General features: G+C 41.4%; 19 protein-coding genes. 17 read left to right on the top strand and 2 right to left on the bottom strand.

Going from position 1 to position 19,112, the window contains the following annotated elements:
• Positions 1-59: 59 nt before the first annotated feature.
• The 13 genes from J4N22_RS01735 to yidD all read left to right on the top strand — a co-directional run bounded on the left by J4N22_RS01735 (position 60) and on the right by yidD (position 12,144).
• Positions 60-839 (top strand): alpha/beta fold hydrolase, encoded by a 780-nt coding sequence (locus J4N22_RS01735; RefSeq protein WP_207491984.1) that lies wholly within the window; start codon positions 60-62, stop codon positions 837-839.
• A 42-nt stretch (positions 840-881) separates the two neighbouring features.
• Positions 882-1,541 (top strand): CBS domain-containing protein, encoded by a 660-nt coding sequence (locus tag J4N22_RS01730; protein WP_207491983.1) that lies wholly within the window; start codon positions 882-884, stop codon positions 1,539-1,541.
• Positions 1,542-1,684: 143 nt separating this feature from the next.
• The gene (locus J4N22_RS01725; protein ID WP_207491982.1) at positions 1,685-3,109 is read left to right on the top strand and encodes a POTRA domain-containing protein; all 1,425 of its coding nucleotides are present in this window, start codon (positions 1,685-1,687) and stop codon (positions 3,107-3,109) included.
• A 92-nt stretch (positions 3,110-3,201) separates the two neighbouring features.
• On the top strand, positions 3,202-4,080 hold the full coding sequence (locus J4N22_RS01720) for an NAD kinase (RefSeq protein WP_207491981.1): 879 nt from the start codon (positions 3,202-3,204) through the stop codon (positions 4,078-4,080).
• 87 nt (positions 4,081-4,167) lie between these two features.
• Positions 4,168-5,019, top strand: coding sequence for a type IX secretion system protein PorG (gene porG, locus J4N22_RS01715; protein ID WP_207491980.1), 852 nt, complete (start codon positions 4,168-4,170; stop codon positions 5,017-5,019).
• Between the two features lie 140 nt (positions 5,020-5,159).
• Positions 5,160-5,903, top strand: a complete 744-nt coding sequence (locus tag J4N22_RS01710) for an undecaprenyl pyrophosphate synthase (protein WP_207491979.1) — start codon at positions 5,160-5,162, stop codon at positions 5,901-5,903.
• Positions 5,904-6,065: 162 nt separating this feature from the next.
• A complete protein-coding gene (locus tag J4N22_RS01705; protein ID WP_207491978.1) occupies positions 6,066-8,807 on the top strand; it encodes a BamA/OMP85 family outer membrane protein in 2,742 nt (913 codons plus the stop codon).
• Between the two features lie 26 nt (positions 8,808-8,833).
• Positions 8,834-9,346 (top strand): OmpH/Skp family outer membrane protein, encoded by a 513-nt coding sequence (locus J4N22_RS01700; protein WP_207491977.1) that lies wholly within the window; start codon positions 8,834-8,836, stop codon positions 9,344-9,346.
• A gap of 119 nt (positions 9,347-9,465) precedes the next feature.
• Entirely contained in the window at positions 9,466-10,089 is a 624-nt protein-coding gene (locus J4N22_RS01695; protein WP_207491976.1) for an OmpH family outer membrane protein, read from the top strand.
• Between the two features lie 61 nt (positions 10,090-10,150).
• The gene (murI, locus tag J4N22_RS01690) at positions 10,151-10,975 is read left to right on the top strand and encodes a glutamate racemase (protein WP_207491975.1); all 825 of its coding nucleotides are present in this window, start codon (positions 10,151-10,153) and stop codon (positions 10,973-10,975) included.
• A gap of 313 nt (positions 10,976-11,288) precedes the next feature.
• Entirely contained in the window at positions 11,289-11,444 is a 156-nt protein-coding gene (rpmH, locus tag J4N22_RS01685) for a 50S ribosomal protein L34 (RefSeq protein WP_207491974.1), read from the top strand.
• A gap of 66 nt (positions 11,445-11,510) precedes the next feature.
• Positions 11,511-11,939 (top strand): ribonuclease P protein component, encoded by a 429-nt coding sequence (gene rnpA, locus J4N22_RS01680; RefSeq protein ID WP_342450930.1) that lies wholly within the window; start codon positions 11,511-11,513, stop codon positions 11,937-11,939.
• Positions 11,914-12,144: a membrane protein insertion efficiency factor YidD gene (yidD, locus tag J4N22_RS01675; RefSeq protein WP_207491973.1), complete on the top strand. Its 231-nt coding sequence runs from the start codon at positions 11,914-11,916 to the stop codon at positions 12,142-12,144. The genes rnpA and yidD overlap by 26 nt, the downstream gene beginning before the upstream one ends.
• Positions 12,145-12,382: 238 nt before the next feature.
• Here yidD and J4N22_RS01670 read toward each other — a convergent pair whose 3' ends face one another.
• Positions 12,383-12,547, bottom strand: coding sequence for a DUF1328 family protein (locus J4N22_RS01670; RefSeq protein WP_207491972.1), 165 nt, complete (start codon positions 12,545-12,547; stop codon positions 12,383-12,385).
• A gap of 172 nt (positions 12,548-12,719) precedes the next feature.
• Between J4N22_RS01670 and J4N22_RS01665 the strand changes: the two genes are divergently transcribed.
• Positions 12,720-12,890 (top strand): hypothetical protein, encoded by a 171-nt coding sequence (locus J4N22_RS01665; protein WP_207491971.1) that lies wholly within the window; start codon positions 12,720-12,722, stop codon positions 12,888-12,890.
• Positions 12,891-12,903: 13 nt separating this feature from the next.
• On the opposite strand, the gene J4N22_RS01660 is transcribed toward J4N22_RS01665, so the two are convergent.
• Positions 12,904-14,310 carry a sensor histidine kinase gene (locus J4N22_RS01660; RefSeq protein ID WP_207491970.1) on the bottom strand — a complete coding sequence of 469 codons (1,407 nt, stop codon included), beginning with the start codon at positions 14,308-14,310 and terminating at the stop codon, positions 12,904-12,906.
• Between the two features lie 231 nt (positions 14,311-14,541).
• Here J4N22_RS01660 and rpoN point away from each other — a divergent pair, with 231 nt between their 5' ends.
• The 3 genes from rpoN to J4N22_RS01645 all read left to right on the top strand — a co-directional run bounded on the left by rpoN (position 14,542) and on the right by J4N22_RS01645 (position 19,073).
• Positions 14,542-15,963 (top strand): RNA polymerase factor sigma-54, encoded by a 1,422-nt coding sequence (gene rpoN, locus J4N22_RS01655; RefSeq protein WP_207491969.1) that lies wholly within the window; start codon positions 14,542-14,544, stop codon positions 15,961-15,963.
• Positions 15,964-16,008: 45 nt separating this feature from the next.
• Positions 16,009-17,523, top strand: coding sequence for a sigma-54-dependent transcriptional regulator (locus tag J4N22_RS01650; RefSeq protein ID WP_207491968.1), 1,515 nt, complete (start codon positions 16,009-16,011; stop codon positions 17,521-17,523).
• Between the two features lie 92 nt (positions 17,524-17,615).
• Positions 17,616-19,073, top strand: a complete 1,458-nt coding sequence (locus tag J4N22_RS01645; protein ID WP_207491967.1) for a hybrid sensor histidine kinase/response regulator — start codon at positions 17,616-17,618, stop codon at positions 19,071-19,073.
• The last annotated feature ends 39 nt before the right edge of the window (positions 19,074-19,112 follow it).

Here is a 19,112-nt window from a genome sequence, read left to right as displayed (position 1 = left end):
GGCATTGATATTATTTACTTTATTTGTAGAACTAAGAATTCTTTAGAACCAGACAGCAGATGCAGTACGAGATTAAACAACAGGATAAATTTAAATATATAGAAAAGGGGCAAGGTGAGCCTCTTGTATTGCTTCATGGCCTGTTTGGCGCCCTAAGTAATTTTAAAGACCTGATAGAACATTTTAGCCAAAACTACAAGGTGGTAGTACCTATGCTCCCACTGTTTGAATTGGATATTTTTCATACTACCGTGGGCGGACTTGAAAAGTTTGTCCACAAATTCATAGAAGCACGCGATTATAAAAACATTCACCTGCTTGGTAACTCACTTGGTGGACACGTAGCGCTGGTTCATATACTTAAGCATCCTGAAAGAATAAAAACTCTTACGCTCACAGGTAGTTCAGGTTTATTTGAAAACGGGATGGGCGATAGCTATCCTAAGCGTGGCGATAAAGAATATATCCGTAAAAAGACTGAGCTTACTTTTTACGACCCGGCAATGGCTACCGAAGAACTGGTAAATGAAGTTTTTGAAATAACCAACAACCGGTTAAAAGTCATCAAGATTATTTCATTAGCGAAAAGCGCTATACGTAACAACCTGGGCGAAGAGCTGAGCCAGGTAAAACAACCTACTTGCCTTATCTGGGGTAACAACGATACCATCACTCCGCCATTTGTTGCTAAAGAATTCAACAGGCTAATTCCAAACAGCGAACTTCATTTTATTGATAAATGTGGCCACGCTCCTATGATGGAAGTACCCGGTGAATTCAATGTTATACTAGATCAATTCCTGGCGAAACATGCAGAACCCGCGGCAACGTTGGCGTAGTAATTGTTGTCTCCATAAGAATATAAAAAAGAAGGGAATTACATGCTGATCAGCCAACTTATCACCAATCATTATCCTACAGTAGAGCCAGAAGATAAAGTTTCCCTTGCCCTTCAGTTGATGGATGACTTCGATATTATTCACCTTCCCATAGTAGAAGACAAGAAGTTCATAGGATTGGTTTGCAAAGATGACCTGCTGGATGTAGAGGAAGATGGTGTACTTCAATATTTACGGAACGATTTCATTATTCGCTCAGTTAAGTCTACTGAACATTTTCTCAGTGCCTTAAAGCTTGCTTCTACCAACCAGCTTTCGTTGGTACCAGTTGTAAATGATGAGATGGAATGGGTTGGCGCCATCACCTGCCAGGAATTATTAAAAACAGCCACACAGTTTACCGGGGCCGAGGAAATAGGGGCTATCATTGTGCTGGAAATGGAACGTAAGAGTTATTCCTTTGGAGAAATAAGCAGGTTAGTAGAAACCAATGATGCTCATATAACTCAATTTAACACCTACACCGAAACCGAAACCGGGCTTTTAGTCGTAACTATAAAAATCAATAAACAAGAGGTTTCTGATATTATAGCTACATTTCAGCGCTATGAGTACAGTATTCGCTACTTTATTGGTGAAGAACATTATGAGAACGAACTTAGGTACAACTACAATCACCTGATGTCGTACCTCAAGATTTGATTGTTTCTATCAATATTCCCAAAACTACACTAGTACCTTTTGTCAACTGCATTTAGCTATACTACATGCACGGCTATCAATAAGATTTTTCATGATTAAAAAACCAGCATAGTCTTCAAATGTTTTTTACCTGCAGGTGCTTTTTGCTGGTTTACTTATCCTTTATCTGCGTTGTACAAAATCTATATGCGCAGCAAGACTCAACATCAATAGAAAAAACTGCATCCATTCTTCCGGCTGCAGAAGCAGATAGCCTCGGCAGCCTGGTGATGGTTGGTAATATCACTATCCTGGGCTACAAGAAGACAAAAGAATATATCATACAGCGGGAAATTCCTTTCAAGCAAGGCGACTACATGCTAAAATCCACGCTAAAGGAAAAACTGGAGCTGGCAAGGCAGCAGCTTATGAACACCACCTTGTTTGTAGATGTAGAGGTTACCGCCAAGTATGCAGAAGAAGTAGCATTTGTACAAGTAGTGGTAAAAGAAAGATGGTACCTCTTCCCTCTTCCTTATTTCAAAATAGTAGGTAGAAACTTTAATGACTGGTGGGTAGAGCATAACCGCAGCCTGCAACGGGTGAACTACGGTATCAAATTCATGCAAAACAATGTAAGTGGCCGAAACGACCACCTGAACTTTGCATTGGTTGCCGGTTATACACAGCAGGTTTATATACGGTATGAAAACCCATTCATTGAGAAGTCATTGAAACACGGGATGTCAATAGGTGTAAGCTATAACCGCAACCGCGAAGTGAATTATGCTGATAGCATGAATAAACAATTGTTTGTACGCAACCCTGATGCTTTCCTTAATAGGAGCTTTCATATTGATGTTGGTTACTCTTACCGACCGGCTATTAAAACCCGCCACCACTTTAGGGTGCAATACAATGATGTAGAAATTGATGATACTATATTGGAAAAAAATCCAGCCTATCACCCAGAGGGTAGGAAAAGGATAAAGTACAGCGGCTTTTCATACAGCATCCAGCATTTTGATGTGGACTACATCCCCTACCCTACACGCGGCTTCATGGGCGATGCATATGCTTCCACCCGTTTCAGTAAAGATTTTTTAGGGCAAATAGGATTTAGAGGAACGTTTACTAAAGAGGTGTTTACAACTTCTTACCTACAGTTCCAGGCTGCAGGTTTGCTAAAAATGCCATTCAACCAGGCCTATTATAGTCTTGGAATGTTTGGCAGTGCAGATTTTTATATGCGTGGTTTAGAACCGTACGTTATACAAGGTGTATTTGGTGGAGTTGCCCGTGCCACCGCCATTAAAAAAGTTCTTGCTTTCAACATAAAGAACCCGATCAATACTAAGACACACGATAAAATTCCTTTCCGTTTTATGCTGAAAGCCTATGGTGATGTAGGTTATGCTCACTTGCCTAACCGCTATGTTGGCAATAGCATGCTCAACAATAAGATACTACGTACATGGGGCGCTGGTGTCGATATTCTCTCCATCTACGACATGGTTTTGAAAATAGAATACAGCTTCAACCAATTAGGAGAACGTGGCTTCTTCATACATACAGCTGCAGATTTCTAAGTAGCAGCTGTTAATATTTTTCCTTTTTTTTAAATATTCCCCTTCAATAGGATAACATTAGTAATTTCATCAGCCAAGCCTAATATTTCTGAATGAAAGTAGCGATATATAGCCGAGGAATAGAAGCCGAGCAGGAAGTTCAACTGCTTACCTTACTGGAAGAACTCAAAAGATATCATGTAAAGGTTTGCCTTCATAAATCTTTGGCCGGTCCTCGATCTGCAGTACACATGCTACCGACAGATTTCTCCATTTTTAGCAAACACGAAGACCTTGATGATAGTTTTGACTGTGTGATAAGCCTGGGTGGCGATGGCACTATGCTGGACACTGCAACGCTGGTAAGAAATAAAAACATCCCTATTCTTGGTATCAACTTCGGCCGACTTGGCTTCCTCGCAAGTTTGGGTAAAGAAGATGTAAGCGCTGCCGTAGAAGCGCTTATCAATGGCACATATGGCACTGAAAAAAGAACGCTCCTTCACCTTGATGCCAGCATACCCTTGTTTGGCGATACACCTTTTGGACTAAATGAATTCGCCATTCACAAAAGGGAGTTTTCACCAATGATAAAAATACACACCTACCTGAATGGTGAATTTTTGAATAGCTATTGGGCGGATGGATTGATCGTATCTACACCTACCGGTTCTACAGGATATAATATGAGTTGTAATGGCCCGATCGTTTTTCCTGATAGCGGAAGCTTTGTTATTACCCCGGTGGCACCGCACAATTTAAATGTTCGCTCCATCATAGTTCCTGATGATAATATTGTGAGTTTTGAAGTGGAGGGTAGAACGGATGACTTCATTTGTATGATGGATGCGCGCAGGGAGATTGTAGAGAAAGACGTTCAATTAGCAGTTAAAAAAGAAGATTTCACCGTGAAGCTGGTAGCGTTAAATGAAAACAGTTTCCTTGGTACGCTACGCGAAAAACTCACCTGGGGTCTTGATAAAAGGAATTAATTCTTCCAGCAATCATATTTTTCAGCGGATTACAATATATTTTCAATTTTTTTGCGTTACCTAACATAGTATTTTGCACACCTAATTATGAAAAAGATCGTTATTGTATTGCTGGCATGTGTTGTTTCCCTCAGCACCCGCGCCCAGATCATGAACAGTTATGTACAGGAAGGTGAATTTGGACTAGCTGTCGGTCTCGGTCATTATTTTGGAGATCTGAACACACGAGCCGCCCTTAATCGTCCTAAGTTTAGTGCAGGTGCATTTTTCCGCAAGCAGTTTAGCAACTACATTGGCGTGAAGGTAGCAGCAAACTATGCGCGTCTTGGTTATTCTGATGTATACAGTGGTAACGAAGTACAAAAGCGTCGCAATCTTAGCTTCAATACCAATATCTGGGAATTGTCGCTTAGTGGTGATTTCAATTTCTTCAAATTCTTCCCGGGTGTAGAAGGTTTCACCTATACCCCGTACGTATCATTAGGTGTTGGTGTATTCTCTTATGATCCTTTTGCATACCTCAACAATGAGAAACATTTTCTTCGTCCTATAGGTACTGAAGGACAGGGAAGCCCGGCTTATCCTGATCGCACACCATATGGATCTATGGGAGTATGTTTTCCACTTGCAGTTGGTTTTAAATACAGCGTGACAGAGAAGATAAACATGTTTGCAGAAGTAGGTTATCGTTTTACAAATACGGATTACATAGACGATGTAAGTACTACTTATGCGCCTGATGCATTTCAGCCACTACCAAACGGCCAGCCTTCTATAGGCATGCTGCTTGCTGACCGTAGCTACGAGACCGGTACACCAATAGGAATCAAAGGACGCCAGCGTGGTAACAGTGCCCAAAAAGATGCTTATGTATTGGCGCAGGTAGGTGTTTCTTTCAACATCTCTTCTTACCGTTGTCCAACTCCACGTAGCTGGTAACTAAAGAATTGATCTTTATTTTCACCCAAGAGCCGGGGCAGAAACTGCAGCTGGTGGAACAGGTCAAATCTTATTAATGATATGTTCCATCTTACTGGTTATGTTTGCTACCTTTGCCACCCCTGAAAAAAGGGAATAAAATGTCGGACCTTAAACAACAAATTGATCTTACACGATTGCCTAAGCATATAGCCATCATTATGGATGGTAATGGCAGGTGGGCAAAAGAAAAAGGTGAAGATCGGCTCTTTGGACACTTTCATGGCGTAGAAAGCGTACGCAACATAGTAGAAGGCTGCGCTGAATTGGGAGTAGAATATCTTACACTTTACGCCTTTAGCACAGAAAACTGGGATCGCCCTGAGAACGAGGTGAACGGACTAATGGCGCTACTGGTTGATACCATTCGCAAAGAAGTAGAAACTCTTAATAAGAACAACATTAAACTGCATGTAATAGGCGACATGAAAATGTTGCCGCAATATGCAGTAGAAGAACTGCAGGAAGCACTGGAAATGACCAGCAAAAACACCGGCCTGAACCTGGTAATGGCGCTAAGCTATAGCAGCAGGTGGGAGCTTCTGAATGCAGTAAAAAATATAGCGATTGAGGTAAAAAGCGGAACGCTTGATCCCGACACCATTTCTTACGACACACTTCAGCGGTTTCTAACCACCAGCAATTTTCCCGATCCTGAACTAATGATCAGGACAAGTGGCGAGTATCGTATCAGCAACTTTTTATTGTACCAACTGGCTTATGCCGAGTTGTATTTTACCAATACAAGATGGCCCGACTTCCGCAAGCATAACCTGTACGAAGCTATCCTCGACTTCCAGGCGAGAGAGCGAAGATTTGGAAAAACAAGTGAACAACTTGCATAAGAAAAAAGTGAGGAATACCAAGTGTTTGAGCCTAATTTACAGCGTTCTATTTAACAAACACTTTTGTTTATTCCCCTTAATTTGCCCACCAAATTTGATCATTCAAAAATATACCGCAAGCTGCTACAGCCCGGCCAACAAACCTACCAAATCACGATTTTGATGCAGAACGTTTACAAATTCATGTTGTTATTTTTAGCAACATCATTCCTCCAATACAATGCATCCGCACAAGTTACTCCCCCAATTGATACAAGTTACCAGGCAACATCCATCGATGTAGATCTTGAAAACCTTTTTTCGCAAAGAGTACCTCAGCGTTACAAGGTGGCTAACATCATTGTTACCGGAAACAAATTTTTTGATGCGGCACTACTTCTTTCTATTGCCAACATCAACATTGGTGATGAAGTGGTGATACCTGGAGGTGACCAGTTTTCTAGAGCCATCAACAACTTGTGGAAGCAGAACTACTTTAGCGATGTTGAGATCTACATCACCCGTTTGGAAGGTAAAAATATTTACCTGGAGATTGCGGTTACTGAAAGACCTCGTTTGTCTACCTTCTCTTTTAGAAACGTAAGAAAAACTGAGTCTGAAGAATTGAACAGCAAAGTGGGTTTGATCAAAGGCCGTATCATCACTGAAAACATTCGCAGGTCGGCAATTGAAGCTATTCAAAAATATTATTCTGATAAAGGCTTCAGGGCAGTTGCTGTGAGAATAGAAGAAACGCCAGATCCTAAAATCGAAAATACACTTGCACTTACTTTCCATGTTACCAAAGGAAATAAGGTAAAGATAAACGAGGTGAATTTTGTAGGTAACACTGTAGCCGACGCAAGGCTGGAAAAGCAACTGAAAGGAACTAAGGAGAAATCACGTTTCACACTTTACCCACCTGTAGACTCTGGTGGATATGCTGCTCCTAGCCGCCTTACCTTCAATGATTACCTGAAACAGACTGGTTTCTTATCATTCTCAAAAACCAAAGAACTACTGGATCCTTATGTACGTTTCAAATTTTTTACTTCTGCCAAGTACAATGAAACCAAATACGCAGAGGACAAAGAAAGGATCATTGAATACTACAACTCGTTGGGATATCGCGATGCTGTGATTGAAGCAGATACTCAATACTACAATTCAAAGGGTCATATGAACATTGACCTGAAGATCAACGAGGGTCATAAATACTATTTTGGAAATATCACCTGGCGTGGAAATACCAAGTACTCTGATAGCTTATTGACAGCTATTCTTGGTATTGAAAAAGGAGATGTTTACAACCTTGAAACGCTGAATAAAAAACTGGGTAAACAACTTTCTCCGGAAGGTGGTGATATCAGTGGTTTGTACATGGACGATGGTTACCTGTTCTTTAGAACCGAAGCAGTAGAAACAGGTGTTTACAACGATACCATAGACCATGAGATAAGGCTGGTGGAAGGTCCGCAGGCTACCATCAAGAATGTCAGGATCTCTGGTAATGATAAAACCAAAGAACACGTTATTCGCAGGGAACTACGTACCATTCCAGGTGAAAAATTCAGCAGGTCTGACTTGATCCGTTCTCAGCGTGAAATTGCCCAGCTAAACTTCTTCAACCAGGAAAAGATCGGCATCAACCCGGTTCCAAATCCTGATGACGGTACTGTAGATATCAACTATACCCTTGAAGAAAAATCGAGCGACCAGTTGGAATTGAGTGCCGGCTGGGGTGGTGGTATCGGACTTACAGGTACACTGGGTGTGTCTTTCAATAACTTCTCTATTAACAACATCTGGAAGAAATCAGCTTGGGATCCGTTACCGACCGGTGATGGCCAAAGGCTAAGTCTTCGTGTTCAGAGTAATGGTCGTGCATTCCGCTCTTACAACTTCTCTTTTACTGAACCTTGGTTAGGTGGTAAAAAAAGAAATTCATTTACTGTAAGTGTGTACGATACTAAGTTCAGAACAGGTGCTTACGATCCGTTCACAGGTAGGTTTAATTATACCCAGAACGACTCTTACATCCAAACTACAGGTATGGGTATAAGTCTTGGTAAGCAATTGAAATGGCCTGATGATTATTTCAGCTTGATCACTTCATTTAACTATACACGTTACAAACTAAAAGACTACCAGATATTCCAGGGCTTTAGCAATGGTGTGTCAAACAACTTCAACATGAAGTTTGCTTTACAGCGTTCATCTGCAGGTCCTAGTCCTATCTTCCCAAGCAGTGGTTCCAACTTTTTGCTTAGCACGCAGCTTACGCCACCATGGTCGCTGTTCGATCCTAAGCGCGTAAATACAGCCAATCCTTACCAGTTGGTAGAATATCATAAGTGGAGATTCAATGGTGAGTGGTTCACTCCTATTGGTAAGCCACACGGTGCAGAAAGAAATAAGCAGTTTGTACTTCGTACTGCTGTTAAGTATGGCTACATTGGTCGTTACAACAAAGACCTCCAGATATCTCCGTTCGAACGTTTCCAGGTTGGTGATGCAGGTTTGAGTAACAACTTCGCGTTGTTAGGTTACGACATCATTGCACACCGTGGTTACCCTGTTTACGAAACAAGTGATCCAAAGGTGAATCCTGACCAGCAGAGCGCTTCCCGCTTCTTTACCATCTTCAACAAGTACACGATGGAGATGCGTTACCCAATCAGCCTGAACCCTAGCAGCACCATCTTCGCCCTTGGCTTTTTTGAAGCCGCTAACGGATGGTACGACATGAAGGAGTACAACCCTTTCAAATTGCGTCGTTCTGTGGGTGTTGGTATGCGTTTCTTCCTTCCAATGTTTGGATTGCTTGGCTTCGACTACGGAATTGGACTTGACAGGTACAACCCACAAGGCAGCCTGAAAGATGCGGCAAGGTTTACCTTCATGCTAGGATTTGAACCTGAATAATCTTTATAAACTTCAAAAACGCTTGTATGAAAAAACTATTCTTCGTTGCAGTAAGCTTCCTATTGGCTACAGCTACTGTACAGGCACAGCGCTATGCCATCATCGATACCAGGTATATTTTGAGTAAAGTACCGGAATACAATGATGCAGATAAAAAGCTTGCACAGGTAAGCGACCAGTGGCAAAAAGAGATAGATGCAAAGCAAGGGCAGTTGAATACGATGTACCGCAATTTTGAAGCAGAACAATTCATGCTTACCGATGAATTGAAGAAGAAAAGAGAAGATCAACTGTTCAATTTAGAAAAAGAGATACGCGATCTGCAAAAGAAAAGGTTCGGTTTTGAAGGCGATCTTTTTAAAGAAAGACAACGCCTGGTAAAGCCGGTACAGGACAAAGTTTACAACGCTATTCAAAAGATGGCAGTGAACCGCGGATACGATTTTGTGCTTGACAAAAGTGAGGGAATTACGGTTATATTTGCCGACCCCAAACTGGAAAAGAGCGAAGATGTATTGAAAGAGTTGGGCTTGAAATAGTAGTTAATTAACCAAATTATAAATCCTTAAAAAGTGTATGACATCAATAGTAATAGATATTGCAGCACAATTCGACCACTATTGATCACTCTGTAACTACAGAACCTAAAAAGAAAAAAATGAAAAAAGTTCTATTTGTGATGTTGGCTTTTGCAGGTACTATGTTTGCCGCCAACAATGCTGGTGCGCAAACAGCCAAGATCGGTGTTTTTGATGTTGACATGATGGTACAGGTAATGCCTGGATACCGTGCTGTAGACAGTTTAGTTAGCTTGTATGAGCAAGACTCACTTCGTGGAGATTACGATTTCGCGGTAAGAGAATATAACCGTACTGATAGTACATACAAAGCTGACTCAGCTGCTGGTAAACCAGCAAGTGTACTTAACTACATCAAAGATCAACGTACACAATTTGCTACCACGCTTATCTACTGGCAGCAGATAGCACAACAACGCTCTGAAGGTAAGCGCCAGGAACTGGCTGCGCCTATGTACGAGAAAGTGCTTACAGCTTACGATAAAGTGCTTAAAGCAAACAATTACCTTGTTGTTCTAAAGCCAGGTGCTTACGAAATGGGTTCTAAAGTAGAAAACGTATTTGAGAAAGTAGCAAGGGAACTGAAAGTGAACCTGCCTGAGCAACTACGTAGTCCTGGAGCAGCTGATGAACCAGCTCCTGCTGCAAGTGGTGCTACAAGGCCAGCAACCGGTGGTGCTCGACCAGCCCAGAGAAAGCAATAATTTGTTATTGATATAATTACAGGAACCACGCCCATCAGCGTGGTTCTTTTATTTTTGTACAATGGCAGACAAAGGACCAATAGGCGTTTTCGACAGTGGCTATGGAGGATTGACAGTACTAAAAGAAATAGTTGCGCAACTTCCAGCGTACGACTATATATACCTGGGAGATAATGCGCGTGCTCCTTATGGAACCCGTTCTTTTGAAACGGTTTACCAGTACACGCTTCAATGCGTCGAGTGGTTCTTCAGGCAAGGCTGCCACCTGGTGATACTTGCTTGCAATACAGCTTCGGCTAAAGCACTGCGCAGCATTCAACAAAACGACCTGCAGCAACTTGCGCCGGGTAAACGGGTGCTGGGAGTTATTCGTCCCACTTCGGAGCGGATTGGCGAGTATACAAGATCTGGCTCTGTAGGTGTGCTAGGAACAAAAGGAACTGTTCAATCAGGCTCGTATGTGATAGAGATAGAAAAATTTCACCCGGCAGTGAAGGTATACCAGGAAGCCTGCCCTATGTGGGTGCCATTGGTAGAGAACAATGAATATGAAACGGAAGGAGCAGATTACTTTATTCAGAAGCACTTACAAAATCTTTTTGCTCAATCTGAAGAGATAGATACAGTGTTGCTTGCATGCACACACTACCCGCTGCTAAGGTCGAAGATTGAAGCTCACCTGCCACAAGGCAAACAATTGCTTTCGCAAGGAGAGATAGTAGCAGCGAGCCTGCAGGATTACCTGCAGCGACACCCCGAAATCGAGAGCAACTGCACCAAAGGCGGCAAAGCATCTTTTTATACAACCGATTCTACTGAAGATTTTGACAACCACGCCAGCAGGTTCTATGGCAAACAGGTGCGGTCGGAGCATGTAAACCTGTAGGAAAAACAGGAAATAACAATTGTAGAAGTGTTGGAATGGTAGCTGGGATAAAAGCAGCAGAAGGTAAAGGAGTAACAATCAAAATTATCCCGCAACCGTACTGCTGCACAACGATATGGGGATGAACGTACTGCGACGCAACGACTGTTAAATCTGTGTTTATGCTGCCGGGAACAAAAAAATATTCCTGCTGCAACTGCTCTTCATATGTTGTTTTACCCTACTTTTGCCGTCCTTTCACCATAGCAGTACTTATGGGACGTACCGCTGATGTATGAAAAACAAAATTTCGGGCTAGTAAAACTCTAAAAAAATGAAACGTACATTCCAACCACATACACGCCGTCGTAAATCAGTTCATGGTTTTCGTGAACGTATGGCATCTGCCAACGGCCGTAAAGTATTAGCTCGTCGCCGTGCAAAAGGTCGTAAAAAGCTGACCGTGTCTGACGAAAGAAGTTTGAAGTAATACCTTAGTGGTCAAAACATATTTAGCCTCGCCTATATTACAGGCGGGGCTTTTACTTTTGTAAAAATAACTGCCATTAAATCGCCACATTCATACGGTAAAAAGGAGAAACTGAAGAGCCGCAAACAGATCGGCCAGTTGTTTTCTGCAGGTAAAACCATTGTGGCTTTCCCGCTAAAAGCCATTTATGCATGGCAACAAGATGCGGAAGAAACGGTACAGGCTGGGGTTACCACGAGCAGCAGGCAGTTTAAAAAAGCTGTGGATCGTAACCGTGTAAAGCGAATTTTACGGGAAGCTTACCGGCTGAATAAGCCAGTTCTTATAGAATCTTTACAACAAAAGGAAAAAAAACTCATCATCTTCTTTATTTTTTTGGGTAAGGAACTTCCCGTGTTTGAAGAAGTAAATGATAAGATGAAGTATGTACTTGGCAAATTGGTAAAAGAAGTTGTAAAAATATCGGCCGATGAAACCACTGCTACAGGTACTTAGTTACCCATTTATATTGCTCATCCGGTTTTACCAGGTGGTAATTTCTCCATGGCTGGGTCCAAAGTGCAGGTATACACCTACTTGCAGCCATTATGCTATTGAAGCTTTACAAAAATATGGTGTATTCAAAGGTAGTTGGCTGACTATAAAACGTATTGGCCGCTGTCATCCATGGGGTGGTCATGGCCACGACCCGGTTCCATAAACACACCTCCTTCACCATTTTGAAGTCATACGGGGTAAAAACAACCGAGAATTTACCCTACGCCTGTCGCAGCAGCACAGGGTGGCTTTTAAGATCAACCAGGTGAAAATGAGGATAGAAATTTTCCAAATAGGCGGGCATTATCCAAACGAAAAGAACTGATAGTAGAACTAATGACATAAAAAAAGTGGCTGTCTTTTTTTAAGGCAGCCACTTTATTTGTAATGTCTCATATTCCTTAGTCCACTGTTTTCCTTCCACCAATTAATGACAATAGGAACAATACGATGAAAATAAAGAATAGAACTTTAGCAATACCTGCAGCACCTGCAGCGATTCCTCCAAATCCAAATATCGCAGCTATGATTGCAACGACAAGGAATATAACTGTCCAACGTAACATAAAAAATCTTTTTAGTTTTAAAATAAGTTTCTAAACATCTAAAAAATTCCGTGCCATTAATCCTTTTTGTGTACGGGAATAACTTCTACAATCCTTTCTGCATCTGCATTTGCTCATATTCAAAAAAAAATTGGTACAGTGTTTTCTTTAGTAGCAGCAGAAAAGGAAATCTATGAAAGCATCGGGGAAATTATTGAAGAATGCACTGGAGTACATGACGCAATGCGTATTGTTGCCAGGTGTGGAATTGAATATTGAGGAAGTAGTAACATTCTACAAAAGAAATCTTGGACAGATAGGAAAACGTTTTAAAACATTTTCTGCCAGAACAAAAGGTTACTAAATTAATAGCTACACTACCTATCCATCTGCGGTACGGGAAGGTATACATTGAAAGTAGCTCCTGCACCTTGATCACCAGTAGCGGTTATGTAACCATTATGATTAATTACTACTCTTTTACAGATTGCCAGGCCTATGCCCTTGCCCGGGTACATGGCATTGTGCGTGTGTAGCCTCTGGAAGATGATGAATAGTTTATGCGCATACTCCTTCATGAAGCCAACACCATTGTCGCTAACCGTTATTCGGTAATATGCATGCGACACCTCCTGTCCTACTTCCGCGGTTGTTTCTTCAGCTGATTTATCAATACAAGATATACTTACAACAGGCGCTATGCTTTGGCGGGTAAATTTCAAGCTATTGTCGAGCAGGTTGAAGAAAAGCAGGTAAACTTGGTTGTATTGCCCCTGTACAACTGGCAAAGGTCCAAGATTAATGATGGCTCCTTTTGCCCTGATCTTGTCAGCAAGATTCTTCATCACATCTTGCATACAGTCTTCCAGGTTAATTGGTTCATTTTCTCCATCAGTTTGTAAAATACTTGAGTAGTTTACCAGGTCTGCCATCAGCCCCTGCAGCCTGCCGGAAGCAATATTTATTTTCTGCAGCATTTGTTGCCCTTCCTCATCCAGACTATCAGAATGCTTTTTTAGCAGCCTGTCGCTGAAGGTCCTGATCTTGCGAAGCGGCTCTTGCAGGTCGTGCGAAGCCACAAAGGCCATTTGTTCTAATTCGGAGTTAGTGATATTCAAGTCCTTTATTTTTTCCTCCAGCTGGTCTTGGTAGCTATGTCTTTTCCTGAATTCTTTTAGCAAGAAGGCAAATGATAAAACCTGGAAGATGCAAGTAAGCCCAAGCACCATGTACAGGTAAGTAGGTGTGGCCTGTTCGTATTTTTGTTTTTGCGTGAATGCCTGCTCAAGTTGCCGCCTCTCGTATTGCTCCATTTTAGTAGCCCTTTTCCTAAAGTCTACCATGGCTTCACGTCCTTTGATGAAGTAGCGCTCAAAGTTGATGTTGGTGCCATTTTGCTCAGCTTTACGCCACACATCTTCTAGCGCAGTAAGTCGATTAGATACTGCGTCCTTCATCTTTACAAAATTGGCATATTGCTCTTTATCGTTTACAATACGTTGCCCTATAACTTCTACCAGGTTATTGATGCGGCTTTGAACTTCCAATTCAGGTTCCAGGATGGATGTATCCTTTCGTACCAGGTAATCCAATTGATTGTTCTCTACATTCACCAGCTCCAGTTTCAGGTTTTCTATTAAACCTATCATCTGGTTGGTGTCATCTATTTCGGCAGAATAATTGGTGAGTGTTTTAAACTGGACATAGAATAACGAGCTGATTACAACGATGATAATGATGGATAAAGCGTAGAGGAAATATATAAGCCTGAGGTCTCTTTTCAATTATATCCGGTTTTTACAAACTTCAAATTTTTTCTGTAAAGGTCGTGGGGAAACTTTTCTACAGTAGCTCGTAAACATCAAAGCTTTAAGCACGTTAGCATTATACATTTAGTTTAACACAATATGTAATGTGCTGAGAACTGTTCTTTTATTAATTATTTGTTGCCAATCGAAAGTTTGGTGCTGAACTTGAACAATATATAGTGAACATTTAAAACCCAGACTATCAATATGCTTAGTCAGATACAAACACAGAAACAGCAGTTGAAAATTCTGCCTCAGCAAATACAAATGCTGAATATCTTCCACCTGAATGTTCTGGAGCTCGATCAGAGAATTCAAGATGAATTAGACGAAAATCCTTTACTGGAGTCGGCCGAGGAGGAAGAAACCGTTGCCATAGACAAATTTGCTAAAGAAAGTGTGCAGGACTTTGAAAGTTGGGAAGAGCATGGTTATGATGATATTCCCGACTACAAAATGGAGTACGAAAATTACTTCAATAGCGAGTCGATGCCGAATGTGCCTATCAAATCATTTAGCGATTACAGGCAGCACCTGAAAGAGCAGATCCGCTACGAAGGCCTTTCGGACAAACAACTGCAGCTGGCTGATTATATTATCGACTGCCTGGATTGTCATGGCTTTCTACAGCAAGACCTGGAGGACATGGCTGATGATCTTTCATTTAAGCAAGGCGTTATAGTAGAACAAGAAGAACTGGAGGAAGTTGTCAGGTACATCCAGGAATTAGATCCTGTAGGAGTAGGTGCTAAAAATACACGTGAATGCCTGTTGATCCAGCTTCGCCACCTTGGTAAGAAAGGTCCGGATGTAAAGAAAGCTATTCAACTACTGGAGCATCATTATACCGATCTTTCGCACCGTAATATGGAAAAGATCATGTCTGCATTGCATGTAGACGAGGAAGAATTAAAGATCATCCTGCGCCTGTTGGCTTCGCTAAAATTGAAGCCTGTACTAGAAGAAGTAGATGGAGGCACAGTAAACAACAACATCATCCCCGATTTTATTTTGAATGTAAATGATGAAGGAGAGATTGTTGTAAACCTATATCGTTCCCGCTCCTCTTCTTTGTACATCAACCAATCGTTGATGGAGACAGTACACCATTCAGCCAACAGCAAAGACAAGTCGGCCACACAATACCTGAAGAGCAAATTGAGCAGCGCACAGTGGTTTGTAAATGCCATTAAGCAGCGCGAATCAACCATGATGCAGATCATGAAAGCAATCGTTGAACTGCAACATGACTACTTTATAACAGGTGAAGTAAGTTTGCTTAAACCAATGATTCTTAAGAATATTGCAGATAAAGTTGGCGTAGATATCTCTACCGTTTCAAGGGTAACTTCTAACAAATACGTGGATACTCCTTTTGGAATTATCCTGCTGAAAAACCTGTTTACTGAAGGTATCATAAACAAAGAAGGAGAAGTGATTAGTAACCGTGTGATACAATCAGCTATAGAAGGGGTAATAGAAACTGAAGACAAACTTAATCCGTACACCGACCAACAACTGGTAGCTATTTTAGCAAACAAAGGCATCAATGTAGCTCGACGCACTATTGCAAAATACCGTGAGCAGCTACAAATTCCAGTAGCCCAGTTACGTCGCATGTGGGCTTAATCATTTACTTAAAGATTAAATTCAAAATTATTTTATATTCTATACATGAGTAAAATTCTGGTAATTGACGATGACGTGGATATGTGCCTTTTATTAAAAAGGTTCCTTACCAAAAACAGCTACGAAGTGTCGTTGGCTCACAATGGGAAAAAAGCATTGGAAGAGCTGGATAATGCTGAACCAGATCTGGTACTATGCGACTTCAGGCTGGAGGATATAGACGGTAAAGAACTGCTGATAAAAATAAAGGAGCGTTACCCGCGTACACCAGTGATCATTGTGACTGGCTACAGCGACATTAAAGTAGCTGTAGACGTAATGAAACTAGGTGCTTATGATTATGTTACCAAGCCATTATTCCCCGACGAAATTTTATTAAGCATAAAAAAGGCACTGGAGAAAAAAGCAGATGAGCCATATTCTTCCGCTACACCAACTATAACTGAAGAAGACGATAGCAAGCCGATGTTCAGGCCTGCAAAAACAATCTCATCAGGTCAATATATTTTTAGTGACAGTGCTGAATTCAAAAGCATTTTAAAGCAGGTAGACTTAGTAGCACCAACCAACTACAGCATCATCATTTATGGTGAAAGTGGTAGTGGTAAGGAAGCTATAGCCCAGGAAGTGCACAAGCGTAGCCGCAGAAAGGATATGCCTTTTGTAGCTATAGATTGTGGTGCACTTTCTAAAGAACTGGCAGGTAGTGAACTCTTCGGTCATGAGAAAGGTTCATTCACCGGTGCATTAAACCAAAAGATCGGAAGCTTTGAAATAGCCAACGGTGGTACAATTTTCCTTGATGAAGTAGCCAATCTATCCTACGATGTACAGGTGGCGCTGCTGCGCGTGGTACAAGAGCGGAAGATGCGCCGCATTGGTGGCAATAAAGACATAGATCTTGATGTGCGCATCATCATAGCAAGTAACGAAAGATTAATGGATGCTGCCCGCAAAGGAAAGTTCCGTGAAGATCTTTATCATCGTTTCAATGAGTTTAGCATAGAGGTGCCACCGCTAAGAGAGCGGAAATATGATATCATGGTATTTGCCCGCCACTTCCTGAAGCTAACCAATGATGAACTTCATAAGAACATCAAAGGCTTTTCACCTGAAGTGGAGTCGGTTTTTAAAAGTTATGTGTGGCCAGGTAACCTGCGTGAGCTGAAGAACGTTGTAAAACGTGCTACGCTTCTATCAGATACCGATTACATCATGCCGACGGTGCTTCCTTTTGAAATAACCAATTTCACCAAGCTACAGTTCAACGAACCATCTGAAGAGGCATCAACCAATATGGCTACGCGCCAGTACGAGACTGTGGCCCCAGCGGCACCTGCAAGTGTACAAAGCACACCTGAGCCTGTGTATACACGACAGGTAGAAATAAATGAACATAGCCTGAAAGGAGCAAGTATAGATGCTGAATATGAACTGATAGTAGAAGCTCTCCGTAAAGCAAACTATAACAAAAGCAAGGCTGCCAAAATACTTAATGTGGATAGGAAGACGTTGTACAACAAAATGAAACAGTACAAACAATTCAATAGCGAGTTGTGAACGTAAAAAAATTTTTTAGATAAAAGGGTAATGAACTATTACCCTTTTTTGGTATACACTCCTTTGATAATAATTTTTTTCAGAAAATAAATATGGAAACGCAGACTTTAGTAGGGGTACCCACCCGCATTTTAATAGTTGATGACGACGAGGATGATTTTTTCATCACCTCTGATTACATCAGGAATATTCCTACAAAAAACTTTGTCGTAGACTGGTCTTACAACTACAACGATGCTTTGGGCAAGTTGACCTCTAACCAGTACGACATTTACTTTGTAGACTACAGGCTTGGAATAAAAACAGGTATGGACTTGTTGACCGATGCAATAGCTTCTGGATGTGAAGCTCCAATCATTCTTCTTACAGGTAAAGGCACACAGGAGATTGATATAAAAGCAATGGAGAGTGGCGCTTACGATTACCTGATCAAATCTGAACTGAACACAGAGAAGCTGGAACGTTGTATCCGCTATTCCCTGGAAAGAGCATCTTCAATTCATGCGCTTAAAGCAAATGAAAGGAAGTATCGCAGCATGTTCGAGAAATCAAAAGATGTGGTATTCATTGCCACTAAAGATTTCAAAATTGTAGACATCAACTATGCTGCAACTGAGCTATTGGAGTATGAGCTGGAGGAGTTCCTTGATAAGGAGATTGTAAGCTTATTCAACAATGAACGCGACAGGGAAATCTTTTATTCTAAACTCAATGAAACTGGTGAGCTGAATGATTTTGAAGTAGACATTAAAGCAAAGAATGATGAAGTGAAAAATTGTATCATTTCAGCATCGGTAGAAATGAATAATAATGGTGAGAAATACATCCAGGGGATTATTCATGACAACACCAGCCGCAAACGTGCTGAAAAAACAGCATTACAGGCCGAAAAACTGGCTGCAACCGGCAGATTGGTACGAACACTTGCCCATGAGGTTAGAAACCCGTTAAACAACATTAATCTGTCGCTGGAGCAATTGCAACCGCACCTGGCTGATGATGATTCAAAACTCTACCTGGAGATCATACAACGAAACAGTAAGCGTATTGGTGATCTTATAACTGAACTATTGAATTCATCGCGTTTATCGTCACAAGTAAGCCTGGAAAGAGTATCGCTGCAAAATGTAGTAGACAAGGCAATTGCGGCGGCTATTGACAGGATGACGTTGAAACGAATAGAGCTTCAAGTTTCTTACCCTGAGAAAGAAGCTTATGCAATGGTGGATGTAGAAAAAGTACAGCTGGCATTTTTGAATATCATCATCAATGCTATAGAAGCTATGGAGGAAGCGGAAGGTGTACTAAGAATTTCTATACACATCACCGATACTGAGTACTTGGTTGAATTCAAGGACAACGGGTGTGGCATTAGCGAAGAGAACCTGCAGCGCCTGTTCGAGCCATATTTTACTTCAAAGCGAAATGGTATGGGACTGGGGCTGGCTTCTACTTTAAACATTCTGCAATCACACAATGCACATATTGATGTAAAATCAGTAGTGGGTGCAGGTACAACATTTATTATTGGTTTTAAGAAGTTGGCCTGATAGCAATGCTTCTATAAACTGAGCAAATTGATTAAAACA

Origin of the sequence: Aridibaculum aurantiacum (assembly GCF_017355875.1) — a bacterium.
In the GTDB taxonomy this organism is placed as follows: domain Bacteria; phylum Bacteroidota; class Bacteroidia; order Chitinophagales; family Chitinophagaceae; genus Segetibacter; species Segetibacter aurantiacus.
This window is presented reverse-complemented; position numbering and strand designations above follow the sequence as displayed.

Coding starts and splice junctions, on each gene's coding strand:
- J4N22_RS01735 (WP_207491984.1), top strand. CDS start 60: ATGCAGTACGAGATTAAACAACAGGATAAATTTAAATATATAGAAAAG.
- J4N22_RS01730 (WP_207491983.1), top strand. CDS start 882: ATGCTGATCAGCCAACTTATCACCAATCATTATCCTACAGTAGAGCCA.
- J4N22_RS01720 (WP_207491981.1), top strand. CDS start 3,202: ATGAAAGTAGCGATATATAGCCGAGGAATAGAAGCCGAGCAGGAAGTT.
- porG (WP_207491980.1), top strand. CDS start 4,168: ATGAAAAAGATCGTTATTGTATTGCTGGCATGTGTTGTTTCCCTCAGC.
- J4N22_RS01710 (WP_207491979.1), top strand. CDS start 5,160: ATGTCGGACCTTAAACAACAAATTGATCTTACACGATTGCCTAAGCAT.
- J4N22_RS01705 (WP_207491978.1), top strand. CDS start 6,066: ATGCAGAACGTTTACAAATTCATGTTGTTATTTTTAGCAACATCATTC.
- J4N22_RS01700 (WP_207491977.1), top strand. CDS start 8,834: ATGAAAAAACTATTCTTCGTTGCAGTAAGCTTCCTATTGGCTACAGCT.
- J4N22_RS01695 (WP_207491976.1), top strand. CDS start 9,466: ATGAAAAAAGTTCTATTTGTGATGTTGGCTTTTGCAGGTACTATGTTT.
- murI (WP_207491975.1), top strand. CDS start 10,151: ATGGCAGACAAAGGACCAATAGGCGTTTTCGACAGTGGCTATGGAGGA.
- rpmH (WP_207491974.1), top strand. CDS start 11,289: ATGAAACGTACATTCCAACCACATACACGCCGTCGTAAATCAGTTCAT.
- yidD (WP_207491973.1), top strand. CDS start 11,914: ATGAAACCACTGCTACAGGTACTTAGTTACCCATTTATATTGCTCATC.
- J4N22_RS01670 (WP_207491972.1), bottom strand. CDS start 12,547: ATGTTACGTTGGACAGTTATATTCCTTGTCGTTGCAATCATAGCTGCG.
- J4N22_RS01665 (WP_207491971.1), top strand. CDS start 12,720: ATGAAAGCATCGGGGAAATTATTGAAGAATGCACTGGAGTACATGACG.
- rpoN (WP_207491969.1), top strand. CDS start 14,542: ATGCTTAGTCAGATACAAACACAGAAACAGCAGTTGAAAATTCTGCCT.
- J4N22_RS01650 (WP_207491968.1), top strand. CDS start 16,009: ATGAGTAAAATTCTGGTAATTGACGATGACGTGGATATGTGCCTTTTA.
- J4N22_RS01645 (WP_207491967.1), top strand. CDS start 17,616: ATGGAAACGCAGACTTTAGTAGGGGTACCCACCCGCATTTTAATAGTT.